We start from the raw sequence: 14,902 nt of genomic DNA on the forward strand, positions 1-14,902 counted from the left end.
AGGCGGTATTCCAGTAGCTGCACAGCCATGTTCAACCGGCGCACCGCGTCACGCTCTGTGGTGGAATCCTTGCCGATGGTGTCCAGATCAAGAGCGCGTAAACCTCAGGGCATTCGTACGGAAATGACCCCGTGAACATCACTGCGCTCCGTCCCACTGTAGGCATGCCCACCCGGAGCACTGACAGCGGATGTATCCACCGAATTACGCGTATTCAGCACAGTAACCAATCGGCCATAGGCACCATCATCGGTCAGCTCTACAACTCCCGCTCCTGGGCAGGAACCTTGTGCTGAATGATTGACGGATACCGGGGATGGCCCGCGAAAGGCAATGAGCAGATATTTTCCATCCGGCGTGTTCTCCACCAGATCGGGAGCTGGATCGTTTTGTGGCAATCCTGCATCGTCCGTTATGGACCGCGCCAGACAGGGGCCTTCGCCATTGCCACGACCATCTTCCGATGTCAGATCATAGGTTGTCCTGTTGAATTCCGTGGAGTCGAACACCTCTACCACGTTGCGGATTCGGTCAACCGTGTGCACGTATCTACCGTCTACAGTGGGTGCCATTCCGTGTGAGTCACGACGAGTGGTTGCGTCAGGCAACTGCCCACTGTCATTGGATTCAACTCCGGTCTCGTTACCCCCTGTGGCTGTATTTCCCTCATCCTTGTACAGCAACATGGGCGCAGGCGTATTTTGCGGATTGGACACATCCTGAAAGTCACTGTCGTTGAACGTGTACATCGTGAACACGGACTGGGTGGCTCCGGCGGCAGAGGCAGAGACACCCGCATTGATCCAGACTGTATCCCCGGTTTGTATGCCACCACAACCAGCACCATTGACAGACTGATTGCCGTATTCTCCGACAATACTCATGGGTGTGCTTTGCGTGTTGGCAATGATCAAACCACCACCACCCAAGGTGACATAGCTGTTTCCGCCAGTACTGGAAATGGGACAAATGATCACGTTGTTCGGTCTGCCACCCAGTGCTCCGTCGGTGCCATCGCAGCCGTTCTCCTTGCAGACACCACCGGGGGTCAAATCTGCAAAATCCGCGTTGGCATAATCACCTCCGACACTGCCAAGCAAAGGGTTGCCAAATGCATTATTGCCACTGAAAGTCGTGGCTGAAGTCGTTACAACCTGTCCCTTGCCCACTCCCAGTGACGCCGACCGATTGAAGACGATGTCTGTGATCTTGCCCTCAGCGTCCCGTGTCGCATCAATGCGTTCGAGCACCTTGCCATTGAGATTGGCCACAAGAATCGCATTACCATCCGTCGTCCAGTCAGACATGTGTACCGACCGCACATCAGTACCATCGCCAACATTGGTTCCCGTGACTCGGAACAGGCTGATCGCTTCTCGTGTTCGTGTGTCGATGACACCAACAAAGCCACCTCCTGGTGCAAAGATACTGGCTGTCACGTACCGATCCTGAGGGTCCGCCAGCATGCCATGTAAGCGCCCAAAGCCATTCAGATCAGCCAATGTCTGGCCTGTTGGATTGCCGTTCGCGTCAATTTCCACCAGCTCCTGAGGGAAAACATCCAGAAGGTCGCAAGGACCTGCAGGCACCGCGACCGATTCATCGTCTGCCGGGAGACAGCCGACAGGAATGGCATCGTCGCCTCCCGCGATTTGCGTTTCCATATCTTCCGAGTTCCAGATCCAGAGATAGCTACCTTTGGTGCCTGGCCCGTCTGCATCAGCGACGGAATTCGACTGATCTGATGCCCATATCTGGTATTCATCGCCCGCGGCCGGAGGGTTGTCTGCTTCATCGTCATCACTGCAAGCACTCAGCAGGACCGCACAGATGAGACCGGACAGCCAGATGCGTTTTGAATGACTCAAGTCAGTTTTGGTGATGCTCACAATGAGATTTCCTGGTGACTATCGAGATGTATGGCTTGATTCCTGACGTTAGGGGAAAGATATTTCCACAGCGGAATAACCGTCCATTTTCTGAATGAAATGGTTGCCCGATGATCAGAAATTCAACGGAAGATCTACGGGGAGACTAACAGTCGGGTATCGACCGTGCCACTATACCTTCGTGTCAAAAGAAGGATTGAGCCAGGTACAAGGGCTGTCCGAGTCTCGCCTCCTGAAACAATGGTCAATGCAGAAGATCAATTCCATGGCAACTATGGCACACCTCGTGAAATACAAGTCAGGATGACGTATACAACCTTCTGCTACAGGTAGTCGACCAGTCCCTGTTTCAGCTGAATCGGTTCAGGAATGGAACACACGGCCCGGGTTTGCAGGTACGCATTTCCGGACCCGCAGCGGCTGCTGATTAATCGAGTCCATCTGACCTGCTCATCCGTTTCAACCGCGTATTCATCCTCGGTTTCCTGCAGGAAATGTTCACTCAAAGCATCCAGGGACTTTGCAGGTTCGGTAACCGTCGCAGGACTCACGCTGAGTCTGGCGAGCAGTTTACGCCGCGTTTCGTCACCTGAAACCTTGATATCGTCGGAGATATTCAGTCAAATCACGGGGGTGACCGCAGTGATTTCAGTTGATGAAGGAGGCACGTTTTCCTGCCTTTGACGGCCGGATCCATGAAAGTATCGTTCCAGACGCGGCCGCGAATGAAGTTCATTGACGGTGAGCCGATGAAGGCTGCCACGAACTGGTTGGCAGGACGGTCGTCGAGCTCCAGCAGTGTACCAATCTGTTCCACGACCCAGCCTTGCAATACGACGATTCTGTCGGCCATGGTCATGGCTTCCACCTGCAGAATGTCAGTCATGGTGGCGGCAGCAAGTTGGATGTTCCACATGGTGCCACAGTAAGCGTAGGCGAACTGCGTCAGTGCCTGTTGCTGGGTGAACATGTCGGGCGAGGAGATGAACACGATGGGTTTCAGGAATGCAGCAAAGGTGAAGAATGCAACGCCTGCGTCAATGTCTTGAGCGCAAGGTATCTCGATACTGACTCGGTGTCATTCCGGTCTTCTTCTTGAATACTCTGGTGAAGTAGTTGCCGCTTTCATAGCCCAGACTGTAGGCTACGCTGCTCACGTTCTGATCATCTGCCAGCAACAGGCTCTTGGCCTTGTCGATGATGTATTGCTGAATGCAGGCCTTCGCACTAGATCCGGTTTCCGACTTCAATGCATCGCTCAGATAGCGCGGGGATACCCGAAGCTGTGTACTGAGTACTTGAAGATCAGGCAGCGTCGTGAGGCCGTTGCCACTGTAATGTGTATCGAGAACACCTTGCAGGCGAGTGTGCCAATCACCGACCATTTCGCGACGTTGCAGGAATTGGCGTCGGTAGAAGCGTTGGCAGTAGTGAAGCAGAACCGTCAGGTGCGCCAGAACGATGTCGCGGCTCGATGGATCGTAGCGACTGCTCATCAATTCTTCGTCAAGGGCGTCGAACAGATGGTGCAATGTCTGTTGCTCCGACTCGGACAGGTGGAGTGCTTCGTTTACCTGATAGTGAAAGAAGCCACAGTCGCTGATCAGGGTCTCAACGGCATGGCCACGGATGTAGTCGGGGTGAAGCATCAGCACCCGAGTGTCGGATCGGGTGATGACATCGCTGGTGGCCATGGTCTGTCGCGGTGCCATCGCGAGCAGGGTGCCGGTCTGGCAATCGTACTCGGTACGCCCGTAGTGCACCTGCCCGCTGACTATCTGCTTGAGTGACAGATAGTAGAAACCACCTGACAGACGCGCGCCCTCGGGAAAACGGCGAGGACGCGCAGCCAGTTCGCTGGCGCTGACTTTCAGGGTGGACACCAGCGGGTGAGACGGTGCAACTCGTCCGATGGCCGAGAAATAGTCGCTGATGTGTTCGAAATGAATGTGCTTGTCGCTCACGGGGTCAGGTGAATGCTTGCTGTACGAGTGCTACCTGTTTCAGACCATCCGGGTCAGCTTGTGTTTTCAGGGCCGTGAACTGTTCTGCCCATGATGAGGTACGTCGACGCAGCGGCATCTGTTCCTGGCTTGCAATATCGATGACAACCCTGGCAACATCTTCCGCACTCTGGTATACATCGCCACGAGCTTCGCCCACACCACTTGCCACGAAGCGCTCGAAAACGGGCTTGTAGTCATCCTCCGGCATGGTGCCTCTGGACTGAAGTTGTGTCAGGGCATTGTTGGCAAATTCGGTGGCAATACCGCCTGGTTCCACGCAGCAGAACTGAATGCCGAAATTGGGCGTGATGTAGCTGGCCAGAGATTCAGTGTAGCCTTCCACGGCAAACTTAGCGGCGCAGTAGATGTCGCTGAACGGTTGGCCTACCAATCCACCCACCGAGCTGATGTTGATGATCCTGCCTTGTCCGGCAGCACGCATGTGCGGCAGTACCGCTCTGGTACAGCGCAGGACGCCATGAAAGTTGACATCCATGACCCAATCGGCCTCTTCCTCCGTGATGTGTTCTGTCGTCCGTACGCAGCCAGCACCGGCGTTATTCACCAGAATGTCGATGCGGCCATGTGCCTGGATGATCTGTTCGACGCAGCTGTTCACGCTCTGGTTGTCCTGAACATCAAGCGGCAAGAGATTCAGGTTCACACCAGCGTCCCTGGCAGCACTCAGCAGGGCCTCTTTCTTGTCAGGATTGCGCATGGTGGCATAGACCTCATGGCCAGCTTGCGCTGACTGTATGCTCAGCGCAATGCCCAATCCTGTGGAAGTTCCGGTAATCAGTACGACGGATGTCATGTCCATATCGCTGTGTTGTTGGAATGTCTACATGCTAGCGCCGATGCCAGGGCGTTACAGTGCACGAAAAAACGAGATTTCAGCACAAAATGCCAGAGAGACACTTTCGGGACCCAGCGGCCGTGGCTTGCCCACGGCACGTGGTCGCCGCTTGAGCAAGGACAGAAGCCTCGAACGCGCAAGCGGTTGACATTTGCCGGCAGAGAAGAGTGCGGAATCGTACTGAAAATTCGACCAGGCTCGTTTTTCCCACGGCAGGGCTGGCATCCTGTGGCTGTTCCACTGGACATTTGGTCTTGCCGATTCATCGATGTGGTTGTTCCTTCGCACATGTGGTCCGACCGGTTCTTCTCTGTGGCTGTTCCTTCGCACATGTGGTCCGACCGGTTCATCTATGGGGCTGTTCCATCGCACTTGTGGTCCGACCGGTTCATCTATGGGGCTGTTCCATCGCACTTGTGGTCCGACCCGATAATCTGTGAACGGTTCGGCAAATTCATCGGGCTGAAAGTGATCAGGCGATGTCAAATATTCGTATCAGCTGGGTGAGTGATTGATGAGCAGAATGCGATGTTGCAAAGATCGATTTCGTGCCGATTTTTCCTGTTCGTACTGGCGCTTTGCGGGGCGCTCGTCATGAGCTGTCATGCAGGCTATTCCGACAGGCGCCAGGTAATCGTGTTTGCCGCTCCCGATTCGCCGGCGGGAAAACGCATGCAGGCGTCGGTCGATGAATTGAGCTGTCAGCTCCAGGAACGTGACACGGATGTGCGCTTCGTCGATACCAGCGATTTGCCGGATGCAGATGCTGTAACGGCACCGGCAGGTGTGCTCGCGGAACTGATGCAGCTACGCAGCAGGGAACATCCGGAATTCGAGATGCTGCTGGTTGGCAAGGATGGTGGTGTCAAGGCACGAACCAGTGATCCGGATGCGCTGGAGGACTTTCTGTCGCAGATCGATACGATGCCAATGCGGCGCGCAGAAATGCGAACAGAGAAAGGTGGCCACTCTGCTTGTCAGTCTGAAGATTGAGCGGCGAGGCAGGGAATAGTTCTGTTTCAATCTGGCCTGATGCTCTGGGTTGAATTCGGTCAAGACCTCCACGAAGGGCATATGCTTGCGGGAGAAGCTGACCCGTCAGTCGCGAAACAGGATGTCGGCGGCTTCGACCACGATTGCGGCGACCTCTGCCAGTCGTTTGTTGGTACTCATCGCCTGTGAACGCAAGGCCTTGTAGGCTTCCTCTTCGCTCATGCCACGTTGCTTCATCAAGAGTTTCTTCGCCTTGTCCAGAGTCTTGCGTTCTTCGAGTTCGTTGCGCGTCTTCTCAAGCTCATCGGCAATGCCGCGAAACTGCTGGAAACGCTGGATGGCTGCATCCAGAATCGGGCGCACGCGCTTGCGACTGAGTCCGTCCACCACATAAGCGCTGACGCCTGCGCGCGTGGCACGGGCTATGGTGGCGCCATGATCATCTTGCGAGAACATGACGATGGGCCGTGGCGTGATGCTCTGAACGCTTCTGAGGCTGTCAAGCGTGTCGCGACCCGGAGACTCCAGGTCGACAATGACCACATCCGGATTGCAATCCTGAACACGGATCAGTACATCGTCCTGATCCGACACAAATCCGATGACCTCACAGCTTACCTCCGCCAGTGCGTCGGCGATGGCATTGCGGCGCTCGCTGCTGTCATCAACCAGTAGTACGCGCAGCCGGCGATGATGACTGGTGTCATCATCCTCCAGCGCGTAGCTGTCATAGATGGTGTCCTTGCGTGTCATCGTGGCAGGCTTGTCATGGCAGACGCTCTTTCAAGGGCGCATGGTCACCGTGGGTACCTGTCAGGCCGGCGTTGACTGCCGTGTCGACCTCAGACAAAGCACCTTGCAATCCAGCATCAGGCCAGCGCCGAATCGGAAAACCGCTGACATAGCCTTCGATGTCGTCAGCGGTGAATCGTCGTCCGTCAATGAAACGGTCAGCTCCCATCGCAATGATATCGTTCCCGGCTTGCAGTTCCCAGCCGGATTCATGTTCGCCTTCATTCTTTTCGTCCACCAGGGGGCAGGGGATGCCCAGTGCATTGGCAGCTGCCCGGTATTCGTCGGGTCGGTAGACCGCGTTCACCGCTCGCTGGATATCAGCCGTACTGTCCAGCTCTCCCCAACGCAGCATCTGGGAGTAGAACCAGAGCGCGTGAGAGCGCCAGGGCATATTGGCTGCATAGCGGTGGAATACATTGTAATCAGGTGCTGCCTGTTTCTCGCCACCCGAACTCGTTTGCAACGTGCCCGACAAGGACGTCTCCAACACATCCACAGGCACGTTGACATAGCGTCCCTGGCTGAGAATTTCGCAGGCTTCGCTGCGGTTCTCGGGAGACTCCAGCCAGGCACAGGCTTGCAGCAAGGATTTGATCACGGCGTGATGGGTATTGGGATTGCATTCCGCCCAATAACGCGTAACCGCGAAGACTTTCTCGGGGTGGTTGTTCCAGATATCGTGCGTTGTCGCAACGATTCTACCCAGACCATCGCTGACGGCAAGTGTATTCCAGGGTTCTCCCACACAGCAGCCGGCAATCAGCCCGACACGCAGATAGTGACCAACCTGTTGGGGTGGCACGACAATCAGCCTCACATCACTATCCGGATCGATACCGGCGTCCGCCATCCAGTATCGCAGCAGATAGTTGTGTGATGATTGTGCAAATACCACAGCGAAGCTCAGTGGCGGCCGCCCGGCGTTGCGATCCTGATCGACGACCATCTTCAATGCGCGTGCAGCACCGGCGGCCGTGTCCAGGTCTTGCTGCCCGGTGGCCATCATGCGTCCGTAGAGTTCGCGCGAGAGGGTGATGGCGTTGCCGTTGAGGTCAAGGCTCAGCGAGGTCACCATGGCTTGCGTACGTTGGGAGTCGAAGGCCGCTGCCAGTGGAATGGCTGCCAGCATCTGCGCACCATCGAGCATGCCGGTGCTGACCTTGTCGCGAATATTTGCCCAGGAGCTCTCACGCGAGAGTTCGATCTGTAGCCCGTGTTGATTGAAAAAGCCCTTCTCGGCAGCGATTACCAGTGGCGCACAATCGGTCAGGGGAACGAAGCCGAGGGTCAGCTGGTTCTTCTCCAGTCGGCTCCCGGCGTTGGCGGTACGCGCACTGCCGATGGGGACAATGTTGCTCGTGTGCGTATCCGATGTCGCGGTGTGTTCCTCGCTATCGGCAGCCGCTGCAGGGGGCGGCGATGCCACGACAGTGGAACTGGTCTCACTTTGATGCCGCTCATGCAGGAACTTCACGACCTCGGCTCGATAGTGGTTGAAGGCGGGGTCTTCTGCCAGAGCCAGTCGATCACGTGGCCGTTCGAGGTTGATGTCGAGAATTTCGCCAATGGTGGCAGATGGGCCATTGCTCATCATCACGATACGGTCAGAGAGCAGAACGGCTTCATCGACATCGTGCGTGATCATCACGACGGTATTGTTCAGGCGCGCCTGAATCTCCATCAATGAATCCTGCATATGGGTACGTGTGAGTGAATCCAGCGCGCCGAAGGGTTCGTCCATCAACAGCACCTTGGGCTCCATGGCCAATGCCCGGGCAATACCCACTCTCTGCTTCATGCCGCCGGATATCTCATCAGGCTTGCGATCCAGTGCATGCGACATGTTCACCAGTTCCAGGTTGTGGCGTGTCCATTCGTCACGTTGAGCCTTGGTCTTGGTGCGTTTGAATACCTGATCGACGGCGAGGCGTACATTGTCGTAGGTACTCAGCCAAGGCAGTAGTGAATGGTTCTGGAAGACCACAGCACGGTCCGGGCCCGGCTCATCGACTTCCTGGTTCTCCAGCAGTACGCCGCCTTCAGTGGCCTTGAGCAATCCCGCAACGATATTCAGAACCGTGGATTTACCGCAGCCCGAGTGGCCGATCAGCGAGATGAACTCACCTTGCTGCACCTTGAGATCCACGCTCTGGAGTACGTTCAGCGGACCCTTGTCGGTCTTGAACGTCATGCCGACATGATCGATATGGAGGTAATTTTTCATGATATGTGCTCAGCGCAGTACTGCGTTCTTGTCCCAGGAAATGAATCGCTGCAGTTGCAGCATCGCGCGATCCAGCAGAAATCCGATGAAGCCGATCACCAGCACGGCGACCATGATGCGCGCCAGAGAATTGGAGCTGCCATTCTGGAATTCATCCCAGACGAACTTGCCCAGACCGGGGTTCTGCGCCAGCATTTCAGCGGCAATCAGTACCATCCAGCCGATGCTGAGCGACAGGCGCATTCCCGTGAACATCATGGGCAATGCGGAAGGCAGGATTATCTTCAGGGTCTTGTTGAACCAGTTGAGGCGCAGCACACGGCTGACGTTCAACAGGTCCTTGCTGACAGCGGAGACGCCCACGGCTGTATTGATGATGGTTGGCCAGAGGCAGCACAGGGTTACCGTGATGGCCGAGGTCAGAAAGGATTTCGAGAACCAGGGGTCGTCGGACACGTACACGGCCGAGACGACCATGGTGACCAGTGGCAGCCAGGCAAGCGGCGACACGGGCTTGAACAGCTGGATGATCGGGTTGAACGCCTGGTACAGAGTCTGGCTCATGCCGATGATGATGCCCAGAGGAATGGCAATGAGCGTGGCGAAGAAGAAACCTGTCATCACTGTGACAAGGCTGGTGAAAATCTGGTCGATGATGGTCGCCGGGCCGGTGTACTGCCGAGATTGCATGCGTTCGATGCGATCAGCAGGTTGACCATCAGCCCTGGCTTTTGCAACGCGTTCTTCCAGGCGTTCGTGAAACTGTATTTCCTTGTCCCTTTCGGCCAGATGTTCCTGAAACAGGGTGATTGCCTGGTTTCCGACCTGAGAGGGGCCGGGCAATTCTCCCAGCGAAGTCTGTACACGGCTCGCACCGACGCTCCACAGCGTCAGAAATACCAGCAGGGCCATGACAGGTACAAAGATGCTGCGACTGACCGAGCGCATGCTTCCCGCCAGGCGATCGCTGGCCAGGGTGTCGAGAATGCGTGTCAGAGTGGCATTATCGAAGGTCTTGTGGTTCTGTAGATAACCGGACATGAATCGTTCCTCGTATCGTTAAACGGACATCGTCCGGGAAATCAGGGCTTGCACCCATCCCCGGCGTATCGGCGTCCGGGGATGGGGCATGGCATGAATTACTTGGGAGCAGGAACAAGGCAATGCTGCGGGTCCCTGCTACTGCTCGGATCAGTTGGCAGAACTCGAGCGCATGCTCAGAGCATGTCGTCCTTCAGACCGATCGGGAACGATGACAGGTAGCTGTTCGGCTTTGTGCCATCGAAAGTGATGCCGTCGATGAATTCCGTCTGCGGTGGGCGATAACCGGTTTCGCTATCGAAGTTGGGGAATTCGTCAGCCGTCATGTAGCCTTCGTCGATCAGTTCCTGAGCTGCCGTGGTGTAGATGTCCGGACGGTAGACCGACTTTGCAATCTCGTCATACCAGCTGTCGTCCTTGGGCTCTGAAATCTGCCCCCAGCGACGCATCTGCGTCAGGTACCAGACGGCATCCGAGTAGTAGGGGTAGGTTGCGTTGTAGCGAAAGAACACGTTGAAGTCGGGGATCTCGCGCTTGTCGCCTTTTTCGAATTCGAAGGTACCGGTCATCGAGTTGGCGATGACATCGTAGTCCGCACCCACATAGTTCGGTTGAGACAGGATTTTCACCGCTTCCGGGCGGTTGGCATTGTCATTCTCGTCCAGCCACTTGGCAGCACGCAGCATGGCCTTGACGATGCGGATCGTGGTGTTGGGATTCTCTTCGGTGAAAGCCTGCGTCATGCCGAAGACTTTCTCCGGATTGTCCTTCCAGATCTGGTAGTCGGTGATGACCGGTACGCCGATGTTCTTGAACACGGCTTGCTGGTTCCATGGCTCACCCACACAGTAGCCGTGGATGGTACCGGCCTCGAGCGTTGCCGGCATCTGGGGAGGCGGTGTCACAGAGAGCAGCGCATCGGCATCGATGGTGCCGTCGATGTCGCCCTTGTGAGGTGCATAGTAGCCGGGGTGAATGCCACCGGCAGCCAGCCAGTAGCGCAGTTCATAGTTATGCGTGGAGACGGGGAATACCATGCCCATCTTGAATGGCTTGCCATCGGCCTTGAATTCATCGACGACCGGCTTCAGGTAATCCGCCTTGATGGGATGCTGAGGTCGTCCATCCTCCATCTTTGGGATGTTCGGTTTCATCATCTCCCAGACCTCGTTGGAGACCGTGATGCCGTTGCCATTCAGGTCCATGGAGAATGGCGTGACGATATGCGCTTCGGTGCCATAGCCGATGGTGGCTGCCAGCGGCTGGCCGGCGAGCATGTGCGCACCATCGAGCTGACCGTCGATGACGCCGTCGAGCAGCACCTTCCAGTTCGCCTGGGCCTCGAGCGTCACATACAGACCTTCGTCTTCGAAGTAGCCTTTTTCGTAAGCGATGGCCAGCGGGGCCATGTCGGTCAGCTTGATGAAACCGAACTTCAGATCTTCCTTTTCAGGGTATCCGACTTCGGCAACAGCATTGGAGATACCGGTACTCAGAATTGCGGCGAGCCCGAGGCTCAGCAGCGTTCGCTTCGGCGCAGAAGCCTGAGTGTGGGTGCGGTTGCCGGATCGGCAAACCACATTGAACGTCATTGCTCTCATCTGAATGTCCTGTATTGATTACGAAACCATTGCCCAAAAAAAAACGTCACGCCCCCGGCCGCGCGAACGCGGTGGTGACGAGACGCCGTTGTCTCCGGTGGTTGCCCCTGTGGAGCTACCGTTATTCTTGTCGTATGGCAGGTGATGAACCGGTAACCCGCCGTTGGGTCACTGGCAGAGCTTCACCTGCGTATGCCATACCAGATCGCAATCGATGTGCCAGCCTGTTGACTGAATGTGATGGTTGAACTGTTCTTGCCTATTAACCTTTGATTTCAATGGAAATATTCGTGCTGTCAGCGTCCTGACAATGCTTAGTCAGGCATCGCCGTGCAGAGGTGAAAGTCGCGAATTCAAGGTTGAACGCACAGCGGAAGTGCGGTGAATGCACCACGAATGCACCGAAGGTGGGGCGGGTGTGGTGGTCATGTTCGGCTAACCGTTATCCACAAATGCTATGGATGGGCATGTGGAAGACAGGCGCTTGAACTGCCAGACAGCGCCTGGTGGCGCGCACTAATGACGTGACAGTGCTCGCGCCAACCGTATCAGCACGAGAAGTGGGCGGCTTTTCCAGAAATCCAGCTCCACCGTGTGGCAGGTTTGCCTGGCATAGGTGGACTTGTAAGGGTAGTCACCCTTGAGAAGGTCGATGTAAATCGCGCCATCGACAATCGCCTGATCAATCGTGTGCATCATCAGCAGATGCCCGAGGGACAGATGCTGGTACCGTGGATCGAAGCCGGTCTGAAAGAAACTGAGCGTACCATTGCAGAGAAAGGCGTACTCGACGCCGACGATGGTGCCATCGATTCTGAGGGTGAGCAGTTTCAGCTCATCCAGCTCCTGCGCCTTTTCCATTACGGCCCGATGAAAGCGTCGGTAATTGTCCGACTGGAAGGAGTCGGAGCCGCCCTTGCTGGAGAATCGTTCGTGATGCAACCGCATCAGCGCTTCGAAGGCTTCATCGATTTCGCAAGCGCTGCGGCAGAAGGAAAACACGGCATGCCCCGCCTTGTGCAATCTTGTCCGTCGCTGCTTGCGCTGCTTTCTGGCGTTGCGGCTCAGATTGCCTTCGAACTCTTCCACCGTTTCCGGCAAGACATCGACCAGACGTTGCTGTGTGCTTTCCAGTGGTCTCTGCCAGCGTCTTGCCTGCGCACATTTGCGCAGTGTGCTGACCAGCAGCGAGTCCTGGCCGAGATCGCTGAGGCGAATGCGTGTGATATCGGAGGCTTCAAACAGATAGTCACAGATGGCCCTGGTTGCCACGGACTCATGGTCGGGGTGAAACAGGACACACAGATCGTCCGGTGAGGTATCGCCGCCGCTGCCGATGAACTGAACCGTTCTGGCCTTGATGAGTTTCAGTTTGCGCGTCGTCGACTGGTACAGTGGCGCTATGCCGATGACAGTGCCGTGCAGGCGCGCGACCAGAATGTACAAGGAGGCACTCTGCCCGTAATGTTGCCACCACAGCCGGTTCCAGTAGCCGCTGTTGAACAGACCGGCCTTGATGCACAGGGTATGCAGTATGTCCCAGTCGGCAAGCAGGGCATCGAATTCTGCGTCAGTGGTGATAACTTGTACGCTGATATTCGTTGAAGGGTCGGCATCCATGCCTGTGTTGCTCGATTGGTTCCTGCAGCCCCTGGGTCTTGTATTCACCGTGCTGCTCATCGGCCTGCTGTTGATCCTGAGATCGGGAGCTGTCTCCCCGGTGCAGACATCCGCCCTGGTCGGCAGCACGATGCTGCTGTGGCTGTGCAGCGCGCCCCTGACAGCCAATTCCATGGTGAAGTGGATGGAGAGGCCGCGATATACCGTGCCCGACGTATGTTTCGGTGGCGGCGAAGAGGGCCCGTCAACGGTGTCGTTGCCCATCGTGGTACTGGGCGCCGATCTTGATGCCTATGTGGAGAGTGACAACCCCTATCGCGTGTTATCGCGAGAGTCCCTGATGCGCACACTGCATGCCGCCGACCTGGATTCGGGGAACACTGCGTATTATCTGATGGGTGGTGGCCAGACATCTCGCAAGCTGAGCGATTATATGGCGGCGGTACTTGCGGAACAGGGCATTCCCGAGTCACGCATCGTGCGTGACCGGCTGAGTCTGTCCACCCGTGGCAATGCCGAACGCCTGCGTGAGTTGCTGGCGGCGGACACGTCCGCCCCCATTACGCTGATCACATCCGCCCTGCATATGAACAGAGCCGTGCATGTGTTTGACGATCTCGGATTCATGGTCTGTCCCAGTGCCTCTGCATCCCTGTACTCGGTATCGGCCGGTTGGGTGGGTTTGCTGCCTTACATAACCGGGTTGAGCAAGACAACTCTGGTAATCAGAGAGTGGCTGGCGACTCTCAAGTTCCGTGCCGTCGGTGTTATCAGTGACCTGCGGGCTCGTTATTGAATCGGGGAGCGATTTCCAGCGACCCAGAGGGTGGCCTTTGCACCCGTCATGACACCTGAGTTTCAGGCTGGTCGAGCTGCGACCGTTCGGACTTTTTCGAAAACGATGCGATGACCGGTTTGTCGAGTTTTCTGAGTCCGGAGGGGCTGTGTGGATCGACTTGCAGATCCGTGATGTAGGAGGCAGAGCGATCACGTCGCGTGAAGGGTCGTATCTTGTTGGCTGCTCGATAGGTGAAGCGCTTGACGGCGGGCAGTACGCCGTCTTCTGCCATGCTGCGTGACTTCAGACCCAGTCCACGCAGCACGAAGCGATTGGCGAGTTGCACATACTGGCGCTTGTAGATCGTGGGTGTGTAATAGCTGGTCGCCAGAGACACATTCATGTCCTGATTCACGATGCGGTGTGGTCCGTTGTGCGGCCAGGACGCCACATCGCCCGGTGACAGCAGGAAATCCCGGGCCACTTCGTCGAAGGCAGGGTCGAATGGCAGATTCTCGTCAATCTCGCCAGCGTAGATATCCTCCAGCAGATTCTGGGGTACCAGACGCGTATCCATGGCGGGGTAGATCCATACGCGTTTCTGACCGCGCAGATGCCACAGCATGTTGGGTTCGGCATCGACGTGATAGTAGACCTGCGCGCCCGGTGAGCTGATCAGCAGAGTGCTGTAATTGGCTCTCGGGTTCTGCAGGTGTGCGCAATGCTCGTCCAGGTGCTCATACATGCCCTTGACCAGTTGCGCGTAGTCGTCACTGACTTCCTCGATGTGAGTGATGTTCAGCCAGAGCCTGCCATGGCTGACTGCCTGCCAGAGCTCTTCGCCAGTGGTTTCACGGGCGATGTCCACACAGCGCCATTCACTGGCATTGCAGGGATCCTCTCCCATGGTGAAGGCCTGCAACCACTTGCGCGGATAGCTGTCCAGCAGACTGACGAGCTCGGGTTCGTCGAACAATGTGCGTTCGTGGTAGCGGTGCTTGCTGACCATTGGCACGGTGCCGAAGCGGTCATACTCTTCCGGGGTCCATGTAATGGGCGCTGAAGTGTTCATTGACAGTCAATCTGCTAGGAGACAAAT

Annotated in this window: 12 protein-coding genes and 1 pseudogene; 2 read left to right on the forward strand and 11 right to left on the reverse strand. The window is 56.4% G+C overall.

Features of this window, described 5'->3' with window-relative positions; translation table 11 throughout:
- Window positions 1-104: 104 nt before the first annotated feature.
- The 4 genes from ACUNV4_RS04800 to ACUNV4_RS04815 form a co-directional block, all read right to left on the reverse strand.
- On the reverse strand, window positions 105-1,868 hold the full coding sequence (locus tag ACUNV4_RS04800; protein ID WP_430877352.1) for a hypothetical protein: 1,764 nt from the start codon (window positions 1,866-1,868) through the stop codon (window positions 105-107).
- Window positions 1,869-2,514: 646 nt separating this feature from the next.
- Window positions 2,515-2,880 (reverse strand): hypothetical protein, encoded by a 366-nt coding sequence (locus ACUNV4_RS04805; RefSeq protein ID WP_430877353.1) that lies wholly within the window; start codon window positions 2,878-2,880, stop codon window positions 2,515-2,517.
- A 46-nt stretch (window positions 2,881-2,926) separates the two neighbouring features.
- Window positions 2,927-3,853, reverse strand: coding sequence for a helix-turn-helix domain-containing protein (locus tag ACUNV4_RS04810; protein ID WP_430877354.1), 927 nt, complete (start codon window positions 3,851-3,853; stop codon window positions 2,927-2,929).
- A gap of 4 nt (window positions 3,854-3,857) precedes the next feature.
- Complete coding sequence (locus ACUNV4_RS04815) at window positions 3,858-4,709, reverse strand: SDR family oxidoreductase (RefSeq protein ID WP_430877355.1); 852 nt, start codon at window positions 4,707-4,709, stop codon at window positions 3,858-3,860.
- A gap of 636 nt (window positions 4,710-5,345) precedes the next feature.
- On the opposite strand from ACUNV4_RS04815, the gene ACUNV4_RS04820 reads away from it, so the two are divergent.
- On the forward strand, window positions 5,346-5,744 hold the full coding sequence (locus tag ACUNV4_RS04820; protein WP_430877356.1) for a DUF4174 domain-containing protein: 399 nt from the start codon (window positions 5,346-5,348) through the stop codon (window positions 5,742-5,744).
- A gap of 105 nt (window positions 5,745-5,849) precedes the next feature.
- Here ACUNV4_RS04820 and ACUNV4_RS04825 read toward each other — a convergent pair whose 3' ends face one another.
- From ACUNV4_RS04825 to ACUNV4_RS04850, 6 genes and pseudogenes are all read right to left on the reverse strand, one after another.
- Window positions 5,850-6,497 carry an ANTAR domain-containing response regulator gene (locus ACUNV4_RS04825; protein WP_430877357.1) on the reverse strand — a complete coding sequence of 216 codons (648 nt, stop codon included), beginning with the start codon at window positions 6,495-6,497 and terminating at the stop codon, window positions 5,850-5,852.
- 13 nt (window positions 6,498-6,510) lie between these two features.
- The gene (locus tag ACUNV4_RS04830; RefSeq protein ID WP_430877409.1) at window positions 6,511-7,965 is read right to left on the reverse strand and encodes a CmpA/NrtA family ABC transporter substrate-binding protein; all 1,455 of its coding nucleotides are present in this window, start codon (window positions 7,963-7,965) and stop codon (window positions 6,511-6,513) included.
- A 9-nt stretch (window positions 7,966-7,974) separates the two neighbouring features.
- A pseudogene (locus ACUNV4_RS04835) lies at window positions 7,975-8,763 on the reverse strand (ABC transporter ATP-binding protein); the annotation flags it as partial.
- A 9-nt stretch (window positions 8,764-8,772) separates the two neighbouring features.
- Complete coding sequence (locus ACUNV4_RS04840) at window positions 8,773-9,804, reverse strand: ABC transporter permease (RefSeq protein ID WP_430877358.1); 1,032 nt, start codon at window positions 9,802-9,804, stop codon at window positions 8,773-8,775.
- Window positions 9,805-9,980: 176 nt separating this feature from the next.
- Entirely contained in the window at window positions 9,981-11,405 is a 1,425-nt protein-coding gene (locus ACUNV4_RS04845) for a CmpA/NrtA family ABC transporter substrate-binding protein (RefSeq protein ID WP_430877359.1), read from the reverse strand.
- A 516-nt stretch (window positions 11,406-11,921) separates the two neighbouring features.
- Window positions 11,922-13,025: a GNAT family N-acetyltransferase gene (locus ACUNV4_RS04850; protein ID WP_430877360.1), complete on the reverse strand. Its 1,104-nt coding sequence runs from the start codon at window positions 13,023-13,025 to the stop codon at window positions 11,922-11,924.
- Between ACUNV4_RS04850 and ACUNV4_RS04855 the strand changes: the two genes are divergently transcribed.
- Entirely contained in the window at window positions 13,024-13,821 is a 798-nt protein-coding gene (locus ACUNV4_RS04855) for a YdcF family protein (RefSeq protein ID WP_430877361.1), read from the forward strand. The genes ACUNV4_RS04850 and ACUNV4_RS04855 overlap by 2 nt on opposite strands.
- Window positions 13,822-13,867: 46 nt before the next feature.
- On the opposite strand, the gene ACUNV4_RS04860 is transcribed toward ACUNV4_RS04855, so the two are convergent.
- Entirely contained in the window at window positions 13,868-14,875 is a 1,008-nt protein-coding gene (locus ACUNV4_RS04860; protein WP_430877362.1) for a hypothetical protein, read from the reverse strand.
- Between the last annotated feature and the right edge of the window lie 27 nt (window positions 14,876-14,902).

It is taken from the genome of Granulosicoccus sp. 3-233 (assembly GCF_052681095.1).

What these genes read in the sequence shown, in the direction of transcription:
- ACUNV4_RS04815 (WP_430877355.1), bottom strand. Translation starts at nt 4,709, where the DNA reads ATGACATCCGTCGTACTGATTACCGGAACTTCCACAGGATTGGGCATT.
- ACUNV4_RS04820 (WP_430877356.1), top strand. Translation starts at nt 5,346, where the DNA reads ATGAGCTGTCATGCAGGCTATTCCGACAGGCGCCAGGTAATCGTGTTT.
- ACUNV4_RS04825 (WP_430877357.1), bottom strand. Translation starts at nt 6,497, where the DNA reads ATGACACGCAAGGACACCATCTATGACAGCTACGCGCTGGAGGATGAT.
- ACUNV4_RS04840 (WP_430877358.1), bottom strand. Translation starts at nt 9,804, where the DNA reads ATGTCCGGTTATCTACAGAACCACAAGACCTTCGATAATGCCACTCTG.
- ACUNV4_RS04845 (WP_430877359.1), bottom strand. Translation starts at nt 11,405, where the DNA reads ATGAGAGCAATGACGTTCAATGTGGTTTGCCGATCCGGCAACCGCACC.
- ACUNV4_RS04855 (WP_430877361.1), top strand. Translation starts at nt 13,024, where the DNA reads ATGCCTGTGTTGCTCGATTGGTTCCTGCAGCCCCTGGGTCTTGTATTC.
- ACUNV4_RS04850 (WP_430877360.1), bottom strand. Translation starts at nt 13,025, where the DNA reads ATGGATGCCGACCCTTCAACGAATATCAGCGTACAAGTTATCACCACT.
- ACUNV4_RS04860 (WP_430877362.1), bottom strand. Translation starts at nt 14,875, where the DNA reads ATGAACACTTCAGCGCCCATTACATGGACCCCGGAAGAGTATGACCGC.